Raw genomic sequence first — 20,801 nt, forward strand, 5'->3', positions numbered from 1 at the left:
CATTGCGGGTGGCTCAGGCCACCCGCTCTTTCTTTTATGCGACAGTAAAACCAAGCATCATTCCGGTATCTTCATGCTCCAGCAGATGGCAGTGCGCCATATAGGCCGCTTCCTTTGGTGCAGCATGATGGAACTTCACCAGCACTTCGCTGCGCGCACCTTCCACCTTCACCGTGTCTTTCCAGCCCTGACGATGCGCCGCCACCGGTTTGCCGTTTTCGGACAGGATACGGAACTGAGTACCGTGAATATGGAACGGGTGCAGCATCATGTCGCCTTCCCCGGATATCGTCCACTTCTCGTATTTCCCTTTTTGTGCAGCAAACGCCGGGGTTGCCATATCGAAAGCTTTGCCGTTGATTTTGTTGGCATTGTGGAAATCAAAGCCGTGGCCCATGCCGCCGTGATTCATCTTCCCCATGTTGCCGTGGTCCATGTTCTTCATGCTGCCATGGCTCATACCGCCCATATCACCGTGGCCGTCCATCGACATGCCCGCCATCGCCTGCATGCCATATTTATCCATCAGCGCCTGCATGCCCATCATGTCGAGCATCGGATCCATCATCAGTTGCAGCCAGCGTTCAGTTGCGCCTTCCAGCGACGGGAGCGCAGGCACGTTGACCAGTTTGTCCGGCAACGTGCCAGAGGCTGCGATAATCAGCGGCTGAATGCGAACCACCGGAGCAGGTTTGTCGAAAGGTACCACGGTCATGCCCATTTGCTTCACCGGCAGGGTGACAATATCAAAAGGCTTGCCGTCACGGGTATCGACCAGCACCTCGAACCGTTCCCCCATCAGAATTTCCAGCTCCGTGACTTTGACTGGCTCTGCCAGCAGTCCGCCGTCGCTGGCGATGACATAGAGCGGGCGATTGTCGCTGGCAGCAATGTTCAACGAGCGGGCATTACAGCCGTTAAGCAAACGCAGGCGCAGCCAGCCGCGCGGATTGGTGTGCTGGGGATAAACGGCGCCGTTGCATAGCAGCATGTCGCCAAACCAGCCTACGGCCGCGCTCATGACGTCCAGCTGGTAGTCAATTTCTCCGTCCTTACCGAAACGTTTATCCTGGATAATCAGCGGAATATCATCGATGCCCCACTGCTTCGGCAGCATCAGTTGGGCACTTTCGTTATCTTCAATCAATACGAGGCCACCAAGCCCCATGGCCACCTGATGCCCGGTTTTACCATGCTGATGCGGGTGGAACCAACAGGTCGCCGCACGCTGCTGCGGCGTAAAGGTGACGCTGCGTTTTGCACCGGCGGCGATAACGCCCTGCGGGCCGCCATCGACTTCGCCGCCGACCTCAAGCCCATGCCAGTGCAGCGTGGTTTCTTCTGCCAGGTTATTATGGATATCGACCGTGACCGCTTCCCCTTGCGTTAGCTTTAACGCCGGGCCAAGCAAAGCACCGTTATAGCCCCAGGTCGTGGCAGATTTCCCGGCAAAAACGCTCTTTCCTGCGTTTAAGGTGAGGCGAATGCTATTTTTGGCATCCGGGGCAAGCAAAGGTGGGATAGGCAACGCCGGACGATTGGCCGCCAGCGCGGCACGGCTCCAGAGTGGCAGCGCGCTGAAAGCCCCGAGCGCCGCGGTATATTTTAGAAAATTACGGCGATGCATAGTCAGTTCCTTTAGTTGGCATACTTGTCGGCGAGCATAAACCTTTCCCTAACGGTAAGGTCAAGTTTTAAGCTCATAATAAATATCGTCGACGCCCATTTAACTGTGTTAACGTTTCGTATCTGAGAAAAAGTGGTAGACGTGATGAAGATGGGAGTTAGGGCGTTATTACTGGGCATTTTGCTGGCTTTTTCTACCAGCAGCCTGGCGCTGAGTGAGTCTGAAGCAGAAGATATGGCCGATCTGACTGCGGTATTTGTGTTCTTAAAAAATGATTGTGGCTACCAAAACCTCCCTAACGGCCAGATCCGACGCGCGCTGGTCTTTTTTGCCCAACAAAATCAATGGGATCTCAGCAACTACGATAGCTGGAACATGAAAGCATTAGGTGAAGACAGCTACAAAGATTTGAGCGGTATTGCCATCCCCACGGCAACAAAATGTAAATCTCTGGCGCGCGATTCCTTAAGCCTGCTGGCCTACGTTAAATAACGCTTTCCCCGCCTGGCCTGAAATAATGACCGTGAAACCACGGTCATTGGCTCTAAGACCAAACAATGTGGCGGCGGTATCGGCCCCAGCGCGTTAACGCTGCTGCAGGAATTCCCGGTAAGCCTGTACCACCTGCAGGAAGTCCTCTACGCCGCAAAAAGAGAGGCTCTCTTCGTCGTAGTAGCTCATTCCCTCTTCCATCTCATCCACGGAGATTTCCAGCTGGTTAGCGCGAACGATGACCTCTTCCTCGTCCAGCCACAGCGTATATTCGTGCCCGGCACGCTGCCACTGCCTCTCGCTGCCTTTCACGGAAAGCACGGCCTGCTCGACTTCATCCAGAAGCGCCAGGTTACCCTTCACTTCCTCATTAAACCAGTGGCCGACAACCTCGTGCCCCATTGACATACGCACCTTCACCATACCGGTGATGTCACGCAGAAATTCATAGTCCATCGCTGTTTCCTCTACATCGCGGGGGAAATCCTCACCCACGCCTATAGGCTTAATTATCGCAGCAAAGTCAGGGGAAAACAGCGTGGCGAGTAGAAGGACGAGAAATAAAAAGGAGAAACGCAGAAGGGTCTGGCGCCCTCACCCAGGCCCTCTCCCACAGGGAGAGAGAGCACAGAGTGAGGGTATTTAGCCTTTAAACGGCGGTCTGGAAGATGACGCCGTCCGCTTTCTCGGTGTACTGAGACAGCTGGTCAAAGTTCAGGTAACGGTAAGTGTCTACCGCCGTTTTATCAACCTGAGTCATGAAGGTCTGATATTCGTCAGGAGTTGGCAGTTTACCCAACAGGGAAGCCACGGCCGCCAGCTCAGCAGACGCCAGGAAGACATTTGCGCCGGTTCCCAAACGGTTCGGGAAGTTACGGGTTGAAGTCGACACGACCGTCGCGCCATCTGCCACACGAGCCTGGTTACCCATGCACAGGGAGCAGCCTGGAATTTCGATACGGGCCCCGCTCTTACCGAACACGCTGTAATAGCCTTCTTCCGTCAGCTGAGCCGCGTCCATACGAGTTGGCGGCGCCACCCACAGGCGAGTTGGCAGCTGACCTTTGTGGCTGTCCAGCAGTTTACCCGCCGCACGGAAGTGACCGATGTTGGTCATGCAGGAACCGATAAACACTTCGTCGATCTTCTCCCCGGCCACGTCGGACAGCAGACGAGCATCGTCCGGGTCGTTTGGCGCACAGAGGATTGGCTCTTTGATATCGTTCAGATCGATGTCGATCACTGCCGCATATTCTGCATCAGCGTCGGCTTCCATCAACTGCGGATCTGCCAGCCATTTTTCCATGCCCTGAATACGGCGCTCAAGCGTACGACGGTCGCCGTAACCTTCGGCAATCATCCACTTCAGCAGCACGATGTTGGAATTCAGGTACTCTTCGATCGGCTCGCGATCCAGCTTAATGGTGCAACCTGCGGCAGAACGCTCTGCGGAAGCATCGGTCAGCTCAAACGCCTGCTCAACTTTCAGCGTCGGCAGACCTTCGATTTCCAGGATACGGCCAGAGAAGATGTTTTTCTTGCCTTTCTTCTCCACGGTCAGCAGGCCCTGTTTGATCGCGTACAGCGGGATCGCATGTACCAGGTCACGCAGAGTGATGCCAGGCTGCATTTCGCCTTTAAAGCGAACCAGCACGGACTCAGGCATATCCAGCGGCATAACGCCGGTCGCCGCGGCAAACGCCACCAGACCAGAACCTGCCGGGAAGGAAATCCCGATTGGGAAACGGGTATGGGAATCACCGCCGGTGCCAACGGTATCCGGCAGCAGCATGCGGTTCAGCCATGAGTGAATAACGCCATCGCCCGGGCGCAGAGACACGCCGCCACGGTTCATGATGAAGTCAGGCAGCGTGTGGTGCGTTGTCACGTCCACCGGCTTAGGATAGGCCGCGGTGTGACAGAAGGACTGCATCACCAGATCCGCAGAGAAACCAAGGCAGGCAAGGTCTTTCAGCTCATCACGGGTCATCGGCCCGGTGGTGTCCTGGGAACCTACGGAAGTCATCTTCGGTTCGCAGTAAGCGCCAGGGCGAATACCTTCCACGCCACAGGCGCGGCCAACCATTTTCTGCGCCAGCGAGTAACCGCGTGTGCTGGCGGCAACATCTTTCGCCTGAACAAATACGTCGCTATGCGGCAGGCTCAGTGCTTCGCGCGCTTTGGTGGTCAGGCCACGGCCGATGATCAGCGGAATACGGCCGCCGGCGCGAACTTCGTCCAGCAGCACGTCAGTTTTCAGTTCAAAGTTAGCGATCACCGCGTCGGTTTCGTGGTTACGCACTTCACCTTTGTACGGGTAAATGTCGATCACATCGCCCATATTCAGATCGTTAACGTCAACTTCGATCGGCAGTGCGCCAGCATCTTCCATGGTGTTGAAGAAGATGGGGGCGATTTTGCCGCCCAGCACAACGCCGCCGCCGCGCTTGTTCGGCACGTTCGGAATATCGTCACCCATGAACCACAGCACGGAGTTGGTAGCGGATTTACGGGAAGAACCGGTGCCCACAACATCGCCCACGTAGGCCAGAGGGAAACCTTTCTTCTGCAGCGCTTCGATCTGTTTGATAGGGCCAATTACGCCAGCCTGATCCGGCTCAATGCCTTCGCGGGCGTTTTTCAGCATCGCCAGGGCGTGCAGCGGGATGTCCGGGCGGGACCATGCGTCCGGGGCCGGGGACAGGTCATCGGTGTTGGTTTCACCGGTGACTTTAAAGACGGTAACGGTGATTTTCTCGGCCAGTTTAGGGCGAGACAGGAACCACTCGGCTTCGGACCAGGACTTCAGCACTTGCTGAGCGTAGGTGTTGCCCGCTTTGGCTTTCTCTTCTACATCGTAGAAGTTATCAAACATCAGCAGCGTATGGGACAGCGCTTTGGCGGCAATCGGCGCCAGCTTTTCGTTATCCAGCGCGTCAATCAGCGGATGAATGTTGTAGCCACCCTGCATGGTGCCCAGCAGTTCAACGGCTTTTTCAGGGGAGATCAGCGGGGAAGTGGCATCGCCTTTGGCAATGGCAGCAAGGAAACCGGCTTTCACGTAGGCGGCTTCATCAACGCCCGGCGGTACACGGTTAGTAATCAGATCTAACAGGAATGCTTCTTCACCTGCTGGTGGGGTTTTCAGCAGCTCAACCAGTGCGGCCATTTGGGTGGCATCTAAGGGTTTTGGAACAATCCCTTCTGCGGCACGTTCAGCTACGTGCTTACGGTATTCTTCTAGCACGACGGTTCTCCTCGCTCTCATTGTCATTTGGCGACACCGGATCTCTCTCTTCACGCTCCTGTGAGACAGCAGTTTGTAGGGTAAATGCCCGGTACCGCGTCGGGCAGCATAGCAGGATTTTCAGGGGGTGTTAATCTGTTTACAAAAAAGCAACATTAAAACGTTGCTGAATCGTTAAGGGGGAATAGATTACTTTTTGATATGACCCTCAGACACAAAAAAACCGCCTTTCGGCGGTTCGTTTGCCCTGACAAAGTGGTAGCACACGATGAAAGGAAATGTTTTGTGGCAAGTCCAGTACGAGGACGATAATGCCCTTATCAGTATATGGTTGCAAGGCATATTGCTCATTTTGCGAGCTGACATCTAAAAGAGGATGTAAGCCACTGCAAGCTTGAAATCTCCATATCCGATCCCCCTCTTTTACCCTACATTCGACGATGGCCTGCTTCGCTGGTGTAGCAGCCAGTCATCGGGTTCGGGAGCAGTTTAACCGCTCTACGTGGTAAGTCCTGTACACTTGCCTGATTCTGCCTTTCCCGGTGAAGAAGGAATCGCCGTAGCCCAAAGGGTATACACGCAATGGAAATGCGTTTGCTGTACGCGCTGCTTCTGTTGTTAGGTTCACTGCTTTCGCTGAGCCAGGGTGGCTGGAATATTTCAGACATTACCGTTCAGTTCGTTTTGAACCTGGGCAATTAAGCTACTGGCCGCTCGCAAGGGCGGCCTTTTACGGGCAAAAAAAACGGCCCCAAAGGGCCGCTTTATCAGACGCTGAAAGTTACTTTTTCTTCGCTTTTGCGTTTGGCAGGTCGGTGATGCTGCCTTCGAAGACTTCAGCCGCCAGGCCAACGGATTCGTGCAGCGTCGGGTGAGCGTGGATGGTGAGCGCGATGTCTTCTGCGTCACAACCCATCTCGATAGCCAGACCGATTTCGCCCAGCAGCTCGCCGCCGTTGGTCCCGACAATCGCCCCACCGATAACGCGGTGAGTCTCTTTGTCGAAAATAAGCTTGGTCATACCGTCTGCGCAATCGGAAGCGATAGCACGGCCAGAAGCAGCCCACGGGAAGGTGGCGGTTTCGTAGCTGATGCCTTTCTCTTTCGCTTCTTTCTCAGTCAGACCAACCCATGCAACTTCTGGCTCGGTATAAGCGATAGATGGGATCACTTTCGGATCGAAGTAGTGCTTCATCCCGGCGATAACTTCTGCGGCAACGTGGCCTTCATGAACACCTTTGTGTGCCAGCATTGGCTGACCGACGATGTCGCCGATAGCAAAGATGTGTGGCACGTTGGTGCGCAGCTGTTTGTCAACGCGGATAAAGCCACGGTCGTCAACTTCAACGCCGGCTTTGCCTGCATCGAGGTTTTTACCGTTCGGCACGCGGCCGATAGCCACCAGAACCGCGTCGTAACGCTGTGGTTCTGCAGGGGCTTTTTTGCCTTCCATGGAAACATAGATGCCGTCTTCTTTCGCTTCAACGGCAGTCACTTTGGTTTCCAGCATCAGGTTGAATTTCTTGCTGATGCGCTTGGTGAATACTTTAACGATGTCTTTGTCTGCGGCAGGGATAACCTGGTCGAACATTTCAACCACGTCAATGTCTGAACCCAGCGCATGGTATACGGTGCCCATTTCCAGGCCGATGATACCGCCGCCCATTACCAGCAGGCGTTTAGGTACGGATTTCAGCTCCAGCGCATCCGTGGAATCCCACACACGTGGATCTTCATGAGGAATGAACGGCAGCTCGATCGGACGGGAACCCGCCGCGATGATAGCGTTGTCGAAGTTGATCACGGTTTTACCGTTTTCGCCTTCCACTTCCAGGGTGTTAGCCCCGGTGAATTTACCCAGACCGTTTACCACTTTCACTTTACGGCCTTTGGCCATACCCGCCAGGCCGCCGGTCAGCTGAGTGATAACTTTCTCTTTCCAGGTACGAATTTTGTCGATATCGGTTTTCGGCTCACCGAAAACGATGCCGTGTTCGGCCAGTGCTTTTGCTTCTTCGATAACTTTAGCAACGTGCAGCAGCGCTTTAGAAGGGATACAGCCGACGTTCAGACAAACACCACCAAGGGTGCTGTAACGCTCTACGATGACGGTTTCCAGACCTAAATCCGCGGCGCGGAATGCTGCGGAGTAACCTGCCGGGCCTGCCCCAAGTACTACGACCTGAGTTTTGATTTCTGTGCTCATCATGACCTCTTAATTTATACCCGTCGTCCACCGGGTCGTTCTATCCGCCCGCAGTTTACAAAATTGTTAACAATTTTGAAACAACAAACGGCTCACGAATTGTCGCTTTCGCCAATAACCTCACAAACACCATGAGATTACCAGAAAAAAGCCGGCCGATTGGCCGGCTTTTCAATTACATCACCAGGCGGCGAATATCAGACAACATGTTGTTGATGATGGTGATGAAGCGAGCTCCATCAGCGCCGTCGATTACGCGGTGGTCGAAGGAAAGAGACATCGGCATCATCAGACGCGGCGTGAACTCTTTACCGTTCCAGACTGGCTCCATAGCAGACTTGGAGACACCCAGGATAGCCACTTCTGGCGCGTTAACGATCGGCGCGAAGTGAGTAGTCCCGATACCGCCCAGGCTGGAGATGGTGAAGCAGCCGCCCTGCATTTCGCCAGCGGTCAGCTTGCCGTCGCGAGCTTTCTTGGAGATAGCCATCAGTTCGCGAGACAGCTCAGTGATGCTCTTCTTGTTCACGTCTTTGAAGACTGGAACAACCAGGCCATTCGGGGTATCAACCGCCACACCGATGTTGATGTATTTTTTCAGCGTCAGCTTCTGGCCATCTTCGGACAGGGAGCTGTTGAAGCGAGGCATCTGCTCCAGCGCGGCCGCAACGGCTTTCATGATGAACACTACAGGAGTGAACTTCACGTCCAGCTTACGCTTAGCGGCTTCGTCGTTCTGCTGCTTACGGAACGCTTCCAGATCGGTAATATCGGTTTTGTCGAAGTGGGTAACGTGCGGGATCATCACCCAGTTACGGCTCAGGTTAGCACCAGAGATTTTCTGGATGCGGCCCATTTCCACTTCTTCGATTTCGCCGAACTTGCTGAAGTCAACTTTCGGCCATGGCAGCATGCCAGGCAGACCACCGCCGGTCGCAGCCGGAGCTGCTTCAGCGCGTTTAACAGCGTCTTTCACGTAAGCCTGAACGTCTTCACGCAGGATACGACCTTTACGGCCGGTGCCTTTCACTTTCGCCAGGTTAACACCGAACTCGCGAGCCAGACGGCGGATCAGCGGAGTCGCATGAACGTACGCGTCGTTTTCAGCGAATTCAGATTTACCTTCTGCTTTAGCAGCAGGTGCAGCGGCTTTGGCTGCCGGGGCTGGTGCCGCAGCGGCTGGAGCTGGTGCAGCAGCAGTTGGAGCCGCAGCAGGTGCAGCGCCTTCTACTTCGAAGACCATGATCAGGGAGCCGGTGGACACTTTGTCGCCGGTGCTGATTTTGATTTCTTTCACGGTACCGGCGAATGGTGCAGGCACTTCCATGGAAGCTTTGTCGCCTTCTACGGTGATCAGTGACTGCTCAGCGGCAACTTTGTCGCCCACTTTCACCATCACTTCAGTGACTTCAACTTCATCACCGCCGATGTCCGGGACGTTAACTTCTTTAGAGCCGGAAGCCGCAGGTGCTGCGGCAGCAGCCGGAGCAGCAGCCTGTGCTGGAGCGGCAGCAGGTGCGGCACCCGCCACTTCGAAGACCATGATCAGAGAGCCGGTAGACACTTTGTCGCCGGTGCTGATTTTGATCTCTTTCACCACGCCCGCGAACGGCGCAGGGACTTCCATAGAAGCTTTGTCGCCTTCTACGGTGATCAGAGACTGTTCAGCGGCAACGGTGTCGCCCACTTTCACCATGATCTCGGTAACTTCTACTTCGTCACCGCCGATGTCTGGCACGTTAACGTCTTTTGCGCTCGCGGCAGCAGGTGCTGCGGCCGGAGCGGCTTCTTTCTTCTCTTCTGCCTTAGCAGGTGCAGCGTCTGCTGCACCTTCGGCGGAATCGAAAATCATGATCAGTTTGCCGGTCTCGGTTTTGTCGCCGACAGAGACTTTGATCTCTTTCACGACGCCAGCCTGTGGAGACGGAACTTCCATAGAGGCTTTATCGCCTTCTACAGTGATCAGCGACTGTTCAGCTTCAACTTTGTCGCCAACTTTGACCAGAATCTCGGTGATTTCAACTTCATCAGCGCCGATGTCTGGTACTTTGATTTCGATAGCCATTGTCTCTTTACCTCTTACGCCAGACGCGGGTTAACTTTTTCTGCATCGATGTTGAATTTAGTAATTGCGTCAGCAACCACTTTCTTATCGATTTCGCCACGTTTAGCCAGTTCGCCCAGGGCTGCTACGACCACGTAAGAAGCATCAACTTCGAAGTGGTGACGCAGGTTTTCGCGGCTGTCAGAACGACCGAAGCCGTCGGTGCCCAGTACGCGATAATCATCAGCAGGTACGTAAGTACGAACCTGCTCAGCGAACAGTTTCATATAGTCAGTAGAAGCAACCGCCGGAGCATCGTTCATCACCTGAGCGATGTAAGGTACGCGCGGAGTTTCCATTGGGTGCAGCATGTTCCAGCGCTCACAATCCTGGCCATCACGAGCCAGTTCGGTGAAGGAGGTTACGCTGTACACGTCAGAGCCCACGCCGTAGTCGTTCGCCAGGATCTGTGCTGCTTCACGCACGTGACGCAGGATAGAACCGGAGCCCAGCAGCTGAACTTTACCTTTGCTACCTGCAACGGTTTCGAGTTTGTAGATACCTTTACGGATACCTTCCTCGGCGCCTGCTGGCATAGCCGGCATGTGGTAGTTTTCGTTCAGGGTGGTGATGTAGTAATAAATGTTCTCTTGCGCTTCACCGTACATACGGGTCAGACCGTCGTGCATGATGACAGCCACTTCGTACGCGTAAGACGGATCGTAAGAGATACAGTTAGGAATAGTCAGAGACTGAATGTGGCTGTGGCCATCTTCGTGCTGCAGACCTTCACCGTTCAGCGTAGTACGACCGGAAGTCCCGCCGACCAGGAAGCCGCGAGCCTGTTGGTCGCCAGCCTGCCAGCACAGGTCACCGATACGCTGGAAACCGAACATCGAGTAGTAGATGTAGAACGGAATCATCGGCAGGTTGTTGGTGCTGTAAGACGTCGCAGCCGCCAGCCAGGATGCGCCAGCACCCAGTTCGTTGATCCCTTCCTGCAGAATCTGGCCTTTCTCGTCTTCTTTGTAGTATGCAACCTGCTCGCGGTCCTGCGGGGTGTACTGCTGGCCGTTCGGGCTGTAGATACCGATCTGACGGAACAGACCTTCCATACCAAAGGTACGCGCTTCATCGGCGATGATTGGAACCAGACGGTCTTTGATAGACGGGTTCTTCAGCATCACGTTCAGGGCACGAACGAAGGCGATGGTGGTGGAGATCTCTTTGTTCTGCTCTTCCAGCAGCTGAGAGAAGTCTTCCAGCGCAGGCAGTTCCAGTTTTTCGGAGAAGTTAGGCTGACGAGCAGGCAGGTAGCCTTTCAGCGCCTGACGACGTTCGTGCAGGTACTTGTGCTCTTCAGTGCCTTCTGGGAAGGTGATGTAAGACAGGTTTTCTACCTGCTCATCGGTCACTGGCACGTTGAAACGGTCGCGGATGTAACGCACGCCGTCCATGTTCATTTTCTTCACCTGGTGAGCGATGTTTTTACCTTCTGCGGTATCGCCCATGCCGTAACCTTTGATGGTGTGGGCCAGGATAACGGTCGCTTTACCTTTGGTTTCCTGCGCTTTTTTCAGTGCAGCGTAGACTTTCTTCGGATCGTGACCACCGCGGTTCAAGGCCCAGATCTGCTCATCAGTCCAGTCTGCAACCAGCGCTGCGGTTTCAGGGTATTTGCCGAAGAAGTGCTCACGAACGTAGGCACCGTCTTTGGATTTGAAGGTCTGGTAGTCACCGTCAACGGTTTCGTTCATCAGTTGGATCAGTTTACCGCTGGTATCTTTACGCAGCAGCTCATCCCAACGACCGCCCCACATCACTTTGATAACGTTCCAGCCAGCACCGCTGAAGATGCCTTCCAGTTCGTTGATGATCTTGCCGTTACCGGTGACCGGACCATCCAGACGCTGCAGGTTACAGTTGATGATGAAGCACAGGTTGTCCAGCTTCTCACGGGTCGCGATGGTGATCGCGCCTTTAGATTCTGGCTCATCCATTTCACCGTCGCCCAGGAAGGCGTAAACGGTTTGCTCAGAGGTGTCTTTCAGGCCACGGTGTTCCAGATATTTCAGGAATTTAGCCTGGTAGATCGCACCGATTGGGCCCAGACCCATGGAAACGGTCGGGAACTGCCAGAATTCTGGCATCAGTTTAGGGTGCGGATAAGAAGACAGACCTTTACCGTGAACTTCCTGACGGAAATTGTTCATCTGCTCTTCGGTCAGGCGGCCTTCAAGGAAAGCACGTGCATAGATGCCCGGAGAGATGTGGCCCTGGAAGTACACCAGATCGCCGCCGTCTTTCTCGTTGGCTGCACGGAAGAAGTGGTTGAAGCACACTTCGTAAACGGTCGCAGAAGACTGGAAGGATGCCATGTGGCCACCCAGTTCCAGATCTTTCTTGGATGCGCGCAGAACGGTCATGATGGCGTTCCAGCGGATAGCAGAACGGATACGGCGTTCCAGATCCAGATTGCCCGGGTATTCCGGTTCGTCTTCAACGGCAATGGTGTTCACATAGTTGCGAGCACCTGCAGAAGCAGCGACTTTCACACCGCCTTTGCTGGCTTCGGACAGCAGCTGATCGATCAGATACTGTGCACGCTCAACACCTTCTTCACGGATAACCGATTCGATCGCCTGTAGCCAGTCGCGAGTTTCAATCGGATCCACGTCATTTGGGGAACGTTCTGACATGGGGGTATTCCTTATCTGTCTAATACGTTGATTTATCTGGAACCTGTCCCATTGCGCTCTTGCCCGAATGAATTCGGGTAACTGAAGAAAAGAACGCAATAAGACAGGTTCTGTGTTTAGTTGCCGCGCGCTAAAAGTTTGGCGCTTAATCCTTACGTTGCTGAAGGAGACGGAGAGAGCGCTCACGACGGCTCTGCTCACGGCTGCGATCCAGCAATATTTCCTCAATAAACGCCAGGTGACGGTGCGACGCTTCTCGCGCCTGCTCCGGCTGGCGAGCCATAATCGCCGCAAAAATGCTGGCGCGATGGCTGCTCACTTGCGCCAACATCTCGCGGCGCGCGTAGAGCAATTCAAAATTCTGGCGAACGTTCTGTTCGAGCATAGGCTCCATGCAGCGCAATAAATGAAGAAGCACAACATTATGCGCGGCTTCGGTTACGGCAATTTGATACTGCATGACGGCATCGGCTTCGGCGTCTAAATCACCGGACTCCTGAGCCTGCTGGATGGCAATATGGCAATCACCAATGCGCGAGAGATCTTCTTCGGTTCCGCGCAGCGCCGCGTAATAAGCAGCAATACCTTCAAGTGCATGGCGGGTTTCAAGCAGATCAAACTGGGATTCGGGATGGTCTGAGAGCAGTTCGACCAGCGGGTCGCTCAGGCTCTGCCAAAGGCTGTTCTGGACAAAAGTACCGCCGCCCTGGCGACGAAGCAGCAAACCCTTGGCTTCGAGACGCTGGATGGCCTCGCGCAGCGAAGGACGGGAAACATCAAATTGTTTCGCCAGTTCGCGTTCAGGTGGAAGTTTTTCGCCCGGGCGTAGAGTGCCCTCAAGGATGAGAAACTCCAGCTGCTGCTCTATCACATCGGATAATTTTGGTTGGCGGATTTTGCTGTAGGCCATCGTTCCCTATCTCTGCCATTAGCCCGGAGTCAATTGGTAAGACCAATTTCACGTTCGTGAGGCTAAAAGTAACAAAGTATTCACCTTCTGTCCATATTGGTTTTGATTGAAATCATGAAAGCAGGCACATTTTAACAATAACAAAAGAAGGGATTTTCAAAACCATAACTTGGGCACTAACTCGCATTTACCCACAAAGCGGTAAGTTAACGTTTATGAAACGATATATTTTTCAAAAACAACCGAAAGACGCGGTGAATGTATGTCATTTTTGTGACGCAAAACGGCCGCTCAAGAAGTATTCCCGACTCACCTTGTCCTCCCCTCTTTTTTACAAATGGTTTCTTTTTGCCCAACTCGTCAGAGCAGTGGCAGAAAGCAGGTGCAAAGGCCTGCGCTTAACATTATTCTTTGCGATGCGGTAGCCCTATCCGCAAAATTCATAATTGATAACCGTAAAAAAAAGACTACACATTACGGAATACAACAATTACATCCGCGTCAATGTAGCGCAGACATTAACCACTACGAGGTTACATGATGGAAGGTCAACAGCACGGCGACACGCTGAAGCGCGGTCTTAAAAACCGCCACATTCAGCTTATCGCGCTGGGTGGAGCTATCGGGACGGGCCTGTTTCTGGGCAGCGCATCCGTCATCCAGTCCGCAGGTCCGGCAATTATTCTCGGCTATGCTATCGCCGGGTTTATCGCATTTTTAATTATGCGCCAGCTGGGTGAAATGGTTGTTGAGGAGCCGGTAGCCGGGTCCTTCAGCCATTTTGCTTACAAGTACTGGGGTGGTTTCGCGGGCTTCGCTTCAGGCTGGAACTACTGGGTACTCTACGTTCTGGTCGCCATGGCTGAACTGACGGCCGTCGGCAAATACATCCAGTTCTGGTGGCCGGAGATCCCAACCTGGGCTACGGCGGCGGTATTCTTCATCGCTATCAACGCCATCAACTTAACTAACGTTAAAGTCTTTGGTGAGATGGAGTTTTGGTTCGCCATTATTAAAGTGGTGGCGGTTATCGCCATGATTCTGTTCGGCGGCTGGTTACTCTTTAGCGGCAACGGTGGCCCACAGGCGTCCGTCAGCAACCTCTGGGATCAGGGTGGCTTTCTGCCGCACGGCATCACCGGGCTGGTCATGATGATGGCTATCATTATGTTCTCCTTCGGCGGGCTTGAGCTGGTCGGTATTACCGCCGCAGAGGCAGACAACCCGGAAGTGAGCATTCCAAAAGCGACCAACCAGGTTATCTACCGTATTCTGATTTTCTATGTGGGTTCGCTGGCGATTCTGCTGTCCCTGCTGCCGTGGACGCGCGTGACCGCAGACACCAGTCCGTTCGTGCTGATCTTCCATGAGCTGGGCGACACTTTCGTGGCTAACGCTCTGAATATCGTGGTGCTCACCGCCGCCCTGTCGGTTTACAACAGCTGCGTTTACTGCAACAGCCGTATGCTGTTCGGCCTGGCACAGCAGGGGAACGCGCCGAAGATGTTGAAAAGCGTCGATAAGCGCGGTGTACCGGTGAACACGATTCTGGTTTCCGCAGGCTTCACCGCCCTTTGCGTGCTGATTAACTACCTGGCACCGGAATCCGCTTTCGGCCTGCTGATGGCGCTGGTTGTCTCAGCCCTGGTGATCAACTGGGCGATGATCAGCCTGGCTCACATGAAATTCCGCCGTGCTAAGCAGCAACAAGGGGTGAAAACCCGCTTCCCTGCCCTGTTCTATCCGTTAGGAAACTGGGTCTGCCTGCTGTTTATGGTTGGCGTGTTGGTCATCATGCTGATAACGCCAGGCATGGCCATCTCGGTTTACCTGATCCCAGTGTGGATTGCGATTCTGGGCGTCGGTTATTTCCTGAAGCAGAAAAACCTGAAGACAGTGAAAGCCTGATAAAGAAAACGCCCCGCAATGCGGGGCGTTTTCTTACAGCCTTCCGGCCCTAAACCAAAGTGCCGTAAATCGTCAGTAACGCCACCACGACCACAATCACCAATGAAATTTTCTTCGCCAGCGATACCGCAGCTTTCGGTGTTTTCATCTTATCCTGATGGGGTTCTCTCGCCAGCGAGTACTGTGCCAGTTGTGTGAGAACCTGGTATTGAGAGGTATGCCTGTCGGCAAGGGATGCAAACCAGGCTGGAAGCGCTCGCTCACCGTGGCCCAACAGGGCATAAGCGACACCCACCAAACGCACGGGCACCCAGTCAAGAATATGAAGAATGCCGTCAATTCCCGAGAGCAAGCGCTCGTGTGCCGTATGATGCCGGGCAAGCCATGTCTGCCATGCGCGCAGGAAAGCATACCCTGCGAGCGTAACCGGCCCCCATGTTCCGCCCACCACAAACCAAAACAGCGGCGCGAGATAGAAACGGAAGTTAATCCACAGCAGCGCGTTTTGTAGCTCGCGCAGGTATTCACGCTCGCTGCACTCAGGCGGAACACCATGAATCAATGTAAGCTCTGCAGCCATTGCATCACGGGCATGTTCATCATCATGGCTGGCGGCTTTAAGATACGAATGATAATGCAGCCTGACCTGCCCGGCCCCGATGCAAAGCACACCCAGCGCAATCCAGAACACCAGCAGTGGGACGTTGAATAGTAACCCATGCAAAGCACGGAGAATCAGGAAAACCACGGCCATAAATGCAGCGGTCATTAACAGCGTTCTTAACAGAGAAAAATGCTTAACCCGTCCAAACAGGACTTCAAGACGATGATCTAACTGCCAGTGTTCGCCCATTTTGAACAATCGCTCGCCCATCAGGACTAACAGCAGGGTAAACAGGGTCATGTGCTCTCCTTGTCAGTTGCCTCTTCAACCGCACCCCAAAAGCGCGGCCAGTCAAACGAAGGGCCTGGATCGGTCTTCCGACCAGGTGCTATATCGCTGTGGCCCGTGATGTTTTTCGCCATATCAGGATAGTGTTGAATCAGTAAGTTAGCTAAGGCTGTGAGTTGTTCATATTGAGCGTCGGTATAGGCCAGCGTATCGGTACCTTCCAGCTCAATACCGATAGAAAAGTCGTTGCACTTTTCTCTTCCCTGATAGCTCGAGACGCCCGCATGCCAGGCTCGTTTATCGAAAGGGACGTACTGAACAATTTCGCCGTCCCGGCGAATCAGACAATGGGCAGACACGCGCAAATGCGAAATACCGGCAAAGTAAGGGTGCGCTACAGGATCGAGCGTTCCGGCAAATAACGCATCAATCCAGGGGCCACCGAACTCCCCCGGCGGCAAACTAATATTGTGCACCACCAGCAATGAGGGGTTTTCCTCTTCCGGTCGGCCGTCACAATGCGGGGATGGCAGATGTTTTACCCCCACCAGCCAGCCGTCTTTAAGCTGCATGAGAGGTTCTCCTTAGAGTGGTACTTGAAGTCGCTTCAGAGTAGCATGAAACAATATTAACTTATTCATTCTGGAGTTTAATCATGCCGCCCCGCCGTTATAATCCTGACCGCCGACGTGACGAGCTGCTCGAACGAATTACCCTCGATATCCCTCTCGCCGTAGCCCAGGCGCTGCGGGAAGATCTGGGCGGCGAAGTCGACCCAAACAACGACATCACGGCACAATTATTACCCCCAGAAAACACGTCGCATGCGGTTGTTATCACCCGCGAAAAGGGCGTTTTTTGCGGTAAACGCTGGGTAGAGGAAGTCTTTATTCAGCTTGGCGGCGACGTGACGGTGACATGGCATGTCGAAGATGGCGCTGAAGTCACCATCAATCAGCCACTTTTTGAGCTTAATGGCCCGGCCCGTATTCTCTTGACCGGAGAAAGAACGGCGCTGAACTTCGTGCAAACGCTCTCAGGCGTAGCCAGCGAAGTTCACAGTTACGTGGCGCTGCTTGAGGGCACTAAAACGCAGTTGCTGGATACCCGTAAAACACTTCCGGGCCTGCGCACCGCGCTGAAATATGCCGTGCTATGCGGCGGGGGCAGCAACCATCGCCTCGGCCTTTCCGATGCTTTCCTGATCAAAGAAAATCACATTATTGCTTCCGGCTCTATTCGTCAGGCAGTGGAGAAAGCATTCTGGATGCACCCTGACGTGCCGGTAGAAGTGGAAGTTGAGTCACTGGGTGAATTGGAACAAGCGCTCAAAGCTGGGGCTGACATCATCATGCTGGACAACTTTACCGTTGAGCAAATGCGTGAAGCCGTGGCACTTACCCAAGGGAAAGCGCGCCTGGAAGTCTCTGGCAACGTGACCAAAGAGACGCTGAGAACATTCGCTGATACCGGCGTGGACTACATCTCCGTAGGTGCTCTGACTAAGCACATACGCGCCCTCGACTTGTCTATGCGCTTCCGCTAATGCAACACCACGGCGGGCCAGCCATTACTGCGCCCGCTTTTTTGCGTACTGATTTCCATTTTTATTGTCGATACATACAACTGCGTTAACTAACACGGAAAGCATTTCCCGAATGTCCTTTTCCCTGTTCGCTATTGCTTAGCCTGTTCAGCACAGTGTTGCTCTCTAACCAAAAGGAGCGACAGATGAACAAGCAAAAAGGATTTACGCTAATTGAGCTTATGGTGGTGATAGGCATCATCGCCATTCTGAGCGCCATCGGCATTCCTGGATATCAAAACTACCTTCGTAAAGCAGCTTTGACCGATATGCTGCAAACCTTCCTGCCCTATCGTACCGCCGTCGAACTTTGTGCCATCGAGCGTGGAGGGATCTCCGATTGCAATGCCGGCAGTAACGGCATCGCTGAAACCAAAACGACGCGCTACATCAGTTCAATGAGCGTTGCCAGCGGGATTGTGACGCTCAACGGCCAGGAATCCCTGAACGGGCTGGCGGTTACGTTCACCCCTCAGTGGAGCGACGCTAACGGCGTAACCGGCTGGGCAAGGGTCTGCAGTGCTGAAAACGGATCGCCGCTGAAACAAGCCTGTGAAGATGTATTCCGCTTTAACGAAACGCAAGCGGGGACGGGTAAATGAGTACAAAAGAACAGCTTAACGCCCTATGCCAGCACTACAACGCCATACTGATAGAGGAAACGCCTGACGCGGTACGAATTGCTGCGGTTGAAGCCCCAAACGAGCAAATGTACGAGGCGCTCCGCTTTCTTTGCGATAAACACATTGATGTAGAGATCTGGCCCATTGAACGGCTCGAGAAATGGCAAACGCTGGAGCCCTCTCAGCCTTCGGAGCACGACCGCAGCAGTTCAGCGGTCGCACTTTTGAATACAACACTTGCCACCGCCGTACAGCAGCGTGCATCCGATATCCATTTTGAGCCCTTCGAAAATGCCTATCGAATTCGGCTTCGCATTGATGGCGTGCTGCAATGTCAACCGCTACTGCCTCAGGCAATGGCCGCGCCCGTCACTGCAAGGCTCAAAATTCTGGCTAACCTGGATATCGCAGAAAAGCGGCTGCCTCAGGACGGACAAATGGACTACCTCGCCGAGGAGGTGAAAGCGTCATTTCGCGTCTCGACGCTGCCTTGTCGATACGGCGAGAAGGTCGTTTTACGGCTTCTTCAGCAGGGCAAACAGCATATGGACATTCATTCTCTGGGGATGTCAGAGGATGAAAAAAAACAACTTCAGCAATCACTCCAGGCCCCGCAGGGGATGATTCTGGTAACCGGTCCTACAGGGAGCGGAAAAACCATTACGCTGTATAGCGCCCTGGCGGCGCTTAACCAACCGGGTATCAACGTCTGCAGCGTAGAAGATCCCATAGAAATTCCTCAGGAAGGGCTGAACCAGACGCAGATAAACCCTAAGGCTGGTCTCACCTTTCAGCACGTCCTACGCGCATTACTGAGGCAGGATCCAGACGTCATTATGGTCGGTGAAATCAGGGATGGTGAAACAGCAGAAATTGCCATCAAAGCTGCCCAGACCGGGCACCTGGTTTTATCGACATTGCACACCAACTCCACCGTTGAAACGCTTGTCCGCCTGGAGCAAATGGCCATTCCTCGCTGGATGATCGCATCTGCCTTGAATATCATCGTGGCTCAAAGGCTGGTGAGAAAGCTTTGCCCTCACTGCAAAACACACCACGAATCAGCCATAACATTACCTGGACACATTTGGCCTTCCGCGCTGCCCAATTGGCATGCGACAGGATGTGAACGTTGCTACGGAGGATATTATGGGCGAACAGCGTTATTTGAAATCCTGCCGCTATCCGCCGCTCTAAGACAAGCCATCACGCAAGGCAAATCCGCAAGTAACATTGAAAGTCTCGCCAGAGAGCAAGGGATGAGTACGCTTTTCGAAAATGGCTGCGTTGCCGTAGCACAAGGCCATACGACGCTGGAAGAGGTTTACCGCGTGCTGGGTATGCCACATGCCTAAACCTCTGCTTTGGCGATGGGAAGCCATAGACCACGAAGGCCAATTAAAAAATGGTGAATCACTTGCCGGCGAGCGCGCTTCTCTTGAGGAGGAGCTTGCTCAGCAGCAGCTTCAGCTCCTGTCCGTTAAAAAATCATCGCTGTCAGGGAGATCCTGTTGGCATATTCAGCACAAAATTGACTTTGTCCGGCAACTTGCAGCGCTGATCCATGCCGGTATCGCCTTAACTGACGCGCTGTTGCTCATAGCCCGACAGCATCCCAAACCTGCATGGTCGGCATTATTACAGCACATAGAACGACAGGTAGCGCAGGGCATACCGTTTTCCGAAGCGCTTAAGCAATGGCCCCATATCTTCCCGCCCCTGTTTATTGCATTACTGCATACCGGAGAGCTGACGGGAAGGCTTGCAGAGTGCTGCCAGCGGCTGGCAGAACAACAAGAACAACACTACCAACTCAGCAAAAAGGTCGTGAAAGCCCTGCGTTATCCGCTCTTTATTTTGATTGTTGCACTGCTGGTAACCGCAGGCATGGTTGGGTTTGTTCTGCCTGAGTTTGCCAATATCTATCGTTCTTTTAACGCGCCTCTGCCCGCGATCACCCAGGCCGTTATGAGTCTTTCAGAGTGGGCAACGTCTCAAGGAGGATGGTGGATTTTAACCGCTATGCTCTTAGCCGTTATAGGTTTGTGGCTTCGCCGCACCCAACCCGTCATTCGAGAAAAAGAACAATTACTGCTGTTAAAAGTACCGGTCATTGCTCCCTTGAGGCGAGGCCAGCTACTCAGCCAGATATTTACCGTACTAACGCTGTCTCAGCACTCTGGCGTCCCCTTGTTACAGGGTCTTGAAGCGGTTGAAAAAACGCTGACCCAGACGTTCTGGCAACGGCAAATTACTGATGTACGCGATCGGGTTTCCGAGGGAAAGCCCCTCTGGCAGGCGTTGGAGCAGTCGGGGTATTTCACACCACTTTGCCAACAGTTGGTTCGAATTGGTGAAGAATCCGGTTCTCTGGATCTGATGCTTGAGCGCCTGGCGCGCTGGCATTATGAGAAAACGCAGGAGCTGGCTGAAAATCTTGCCGCCACGCTGGAGCCAGTCATGATGCTGGTCATTGGCTTGATCATTGGCACGCTGGTGATAGCCATGTATCTACCTATTTTCCAGATGGGGGATGCCATGGGAGGAGGATGACGCAGCCTGAGCTGC

15 protein-coding genes are annotated in these 20,801 nt (G+C 53.7%); 6 read left to right on the top strand and 9 right to left on the bottom strand.

What is annotated here, in order from left to right; genetic code table 11:
• Positions 1 to 34 precede the first annotated feature (34 nt).
• Complete coding sequence (cueO, locus tag WFK85_RS11910) at positions 35 to 1,627, bottom strand: multicopper oxidase CueO (protein ID WP_336707816.1); 1,593 nt, start codon at positions 1,625 to 1,627, stop codon at positions 35 to 37.
• 144 nt (positions 1,628 to 1,771) lie between these two features.
• Here cueO and WFK85_RS11915 point away from each other — a divergent pair, with 144 nt between their 5' ends.
• Positions 1,772 to 2,119, top strand: a complete 348-nt coding sequence (locus WFK85_RS11915; RefSeq protein WP_008461833.1) for a YacC family pilotin-like protein — start codon at positions 1,772 to 1,774, stop codon at positions 2,117 to 2,119.
• A gap of 93 nt (positions 2,120 to 2,212) precedes the next feature.
• Here the strand turns inward: WFK85_RS11915 and yacL are convergent, their stop codons facing one another.
• The 6 genes from yacL to pdhR all read right to left on the bottom strand — a co-directional run bounded on the left by yacL (position 2,213) and on the right by pdhR (position 13,225).
• Positions 2,213 to 2,575 (bottom strand): protein YacL, encoded by a 363-nt coding sequence (yacL, locus tag WFK85_RS11920; protein WP_336707814.1) that lies wholly within the window; start codon positions 2,573 to 2,575, stop codon positions 2,213 to 2,215.
• Between the two features lie 193 nt (positions 2,576 to 2,768).
• Positions 2,769 to 5,366 carry a bifunctional aconitate hydratase 2/2-methylisocitrate dehydratase gene (gene acnB, locus WFK85_RS11925; protein ID WP_166993565.1) on the bottom strand — a complete coding sequence of 866 codons (2,598 nt, stop codon included), beginning with the start codon at positions 5,364 to 5,366 and terminating at the stop codon, positions 2,769 to 2,771.
• 781 nt (positions 5,367 to 6,147) lie between these two features.
• Positions 6,148 to 7,572, bottom strand: a complete 1,425-nt coding sequence (gene lpdA / locus WFK85_RS11930) for a dihydrolipoyl dehydrogenase (RefSeq protein WP_008461828.1) — start codon at positions 7,570 to 7,572, stop codon at positions 6,148 to 6,150.
• 175 nt (positions 7,573 to 7,747) lie between these two features.
• A complete protein-coding gene (gene aceF, locus WFK85_RS11935) occupies positions 7,748 to 9,637 on the bottom strand; it encodes a pyruvate dehydrogenase complex dihydrolipoyllysine-residue acetyltransferase (RefSeq protein WP_336707812.1) in 1,890 nt (629 codons plus the stop codon).
• Positions 9,638 to 9,651: 14 nt separating this feature from the next.
• Complete coding sequence (gene aceE, locus WFK85_RS11940) at positions 9,652 to 12,315, bottom strand: pyruvate dehydrogenase (acetyl-transferring), homodimeric type (protein ID WP_336707810.1); 2,664 nt, start codon at positions 12,313 to 12,315, stop codon at positions 9,652 to 9,654.
• 145 nt (positions 12,316 to 12,460) lie between these two features.
• Positions 12,461 to 13,225, bottom strand: a complete 765-nt coding sequence (pdhR, locus tag WFK85_RS11945; RefSeq protein ID WP_039290334.1) for a pyruvate dehydrogenase complex transcriptional repressor PdhR — start codon at positions 13,223 to 13,225, stop codon at positions 12,461 to 12,463.
• 540 nt (positions 13,226 to 13,765) lie between these two features.
• On the opposite strand from pdhR, the gene aroP reads away from it, so the two are divergent.
• Positions 13,766 to 15,133 (top strand): aromatic amino acid transporter AroP, encoded by a 1,368-nt coding sequence (aroP, locus tag WFK85_RS11950; protein WP_166993637.1) that lies wholly within the window; start codon positions 13,766 to 13,768, stop codon positions 15,131 to 15,133.
• A gap of 49 nt (positions 15,134 to 15,182) precedes the next feature.
• Here the strand turns inward: aroP and ampE are convergent, their stop codons facing one another.
• Together ampE and ampD are read right to left on the bottom strand one after the other, a co-directional pair.
• Positions 15,183 to 16,037 (bottom strand): beta-lactamase regulator AmpE, encoded by an 855-nt coding sequence (gene ampE / locus WFK85_RS11955; RefSeq protein ID WP_166876761.1) that lies wholly within the window; start codon positions 16,035 to 16,037, stop codon positions 15,183 to 15,185.
• The gene (gene ampD / locus WFK85_RS11960; RefSeq protein WP_336707806.1) at positions 16,034 to 16,597 is read right to left on the bottom strand and encodes a 1,6-anhydro-N-acetylmuramyl-L-alanine amidase AmpD; all 564 of its coding nucleotides are present in this window, start codon (positions 16,595 to 16,597) and stop codon (positions 16,034 to 16,036) included. Before ampD ends, ampE begins: the two co-directional genes overlap by 4 nt.
• Before the next feature lie 83 nt (positions 16,598 to 16,680).
• Here ampD and nadC point away from each other — a divergent pair, with 83 nt between their 5' ends.
• The 4 genes from nadC to hofC all read left to right on the top strand — a co-directional run bounded on the left by nadC (position 16,681) and on the right by hofC (position 20,786).
• Entirely contained in the window at positions 16,681 to 17,571 is an 891-nt protein-coding gene (gene nadC, locus WFK85_RS11965) for a carboxylating nicotinate-nucleotide diphosphorylase (RefSeq protein ID WP_336707805.1), read from the top strand.
• 185 nt (positions 17,572 to 17,756) lie between these two features.
• Positions 17,757 to 18,212, top strand: coding sequence for a prepilin peptidase-dependent pilin (ppdD, locus tag WFK85_RS11970; RefSeq protein ID WP_166993559.1), 456 nt, complete (start codon positions 17,757 to 17,759; stop codon positions 18,210 to 18,212).
• Positions 18,209 to 19,588, top strand: a complete 1,380-nt coding sequence (gene gspE, locus WFK85_RS11975) for a type II secretion system protein GspE (protein ID WP_336707802.1) — start codon at positions 18,209 to 18,211, stop codon at positions 19,586 to 19,588. The genes ppdD and gspE overlap by 4 nt, the downstream gene beginning before the upstream one ends.
• On the top strand, positions 19,581 to 20,786 hold the full coding sequence (gene hofC, locus WFK85_RS11980; protein ID WP_336707800.1) for a protein transport protein HofC: 1,206 nt from the start codon (positions 19,581 to 19,583) through the stop codon (positions 20,784 to 20,786). Before gspE ends, hofC begins: the two co-directional genes overlap by 8 nt.
• Positions 20,787 to 20,801 lie beyond the last annotated feature (15 nt).

Origin of the sequence: Cedecea sp. VD22 (genome assembly GCF_037150195.1) — a bacterium.
Classification (GTDB): Bacteria; Pseudomonadota; Gammaproteobacteria; order Enterobacterales; family Enterobacteriaceae; genus Cedecea.

What these genes read in the sequence shown, in the direction of transcription:
- aceE (WP_336707810.1), bottom strand. Translation starts at nt 12,315, where the DNA reads ATGTCAGAACGTTCCCCAAATGACGTGGATCCGATTGAAACTCGCGAC.
- gspE (WP_336707802.1), top strand. Translation starts at nt 18,209, where the DNA reads ATGAGTACAAAAGAACAGCTTAACGCCCTATGCCAGCACTACAACGCC.
- ampE (WP_166876761.1), bottom strand. Translation starts at nt 16,037, where the DNA reads ATGACCCTGTTTACCCTGCTGTTAGTCCTGATGGGCGAGCGATTGTTC.
- pdhR (WP_039290334.1), bottom strand. Translation starts at nt 13,225, where the DNA reads ATGGCCTACAGCAAAATCCGCCAACCAAAATTATCCGATGTGATAGAG.
- aceF (WP_336707812.1), bottom strand. Translation starts at nt 9,637, where the DNA reads ATGGCTATCGAAATCAAAGTACCAGACATCGGCGCTGATGAAGTTGAA.
- ampD (WP_336707806.1), bottom strand. Translation starts at nt 16,597, where the DNA reads ATGCAGCTTAAAGACGGCTGGCTGGTGGGGGTAAAACATCTGCCATCC.
- lpdA (WP_008461828.1), bottom strand. Translation starts at nt 7,572, where the DNA reads ATGAGCACAGAAATCAAAACTCAGGTCGTAGTACTTGGGGCAGGCCCG.
- aroP (WP_166993637.1), top strand. Translation starts at nt 13,766, where the DNA reads ATGGAAGGTCAACAGCACGGCGACACGCTGAAGCGCGGTCTTAAAAAC.
- yacL (WP_336707814.1), bottom strand. Translation starts at nt 2,575, where the DNA reads ATGGACTATGAATTTCTGCGTGACATCACCGGTATGGTGAAGGTGCGT.
- ppdD (WP_166993559.1), top strand. Translation starts at nt 17,757, where the DNA reads ATGAACAAGCAAAAAGGATTTACGCTAATTGAGCTTATGGTGGTGATA.
- hofC (WP_336707800.1), top strand. Translation starts at nt 19,581, where the DNA reads ATGCCTAAACCTCTGCTTTGGCGATGGGAAGCCATAGACCACGAAGGC.
- nadC (WP_336707805.1), top strand. Translation starts at nt 16,681, where the DNA reads ATGCCGCCCCGCCGTTATAATCCTGACCGCCGACGTGACGAGCTGCTC.
- WFK85_RS11915 (WP_008461833.1), top strand. Translation starts at nt 1,772, where the DNA reads ATGAAGATGGGAGTTAGGGCGTTATTACTGGGCATTTTGCTGGCTTTT.
- cueO (WP_336707816.1), bottom strand. Translation starts at nt 1,627, where the DNA reads ATGCATCGCCGTAATTTTCTAAAATATACCGCGGCGCTCGGGGCTTTC.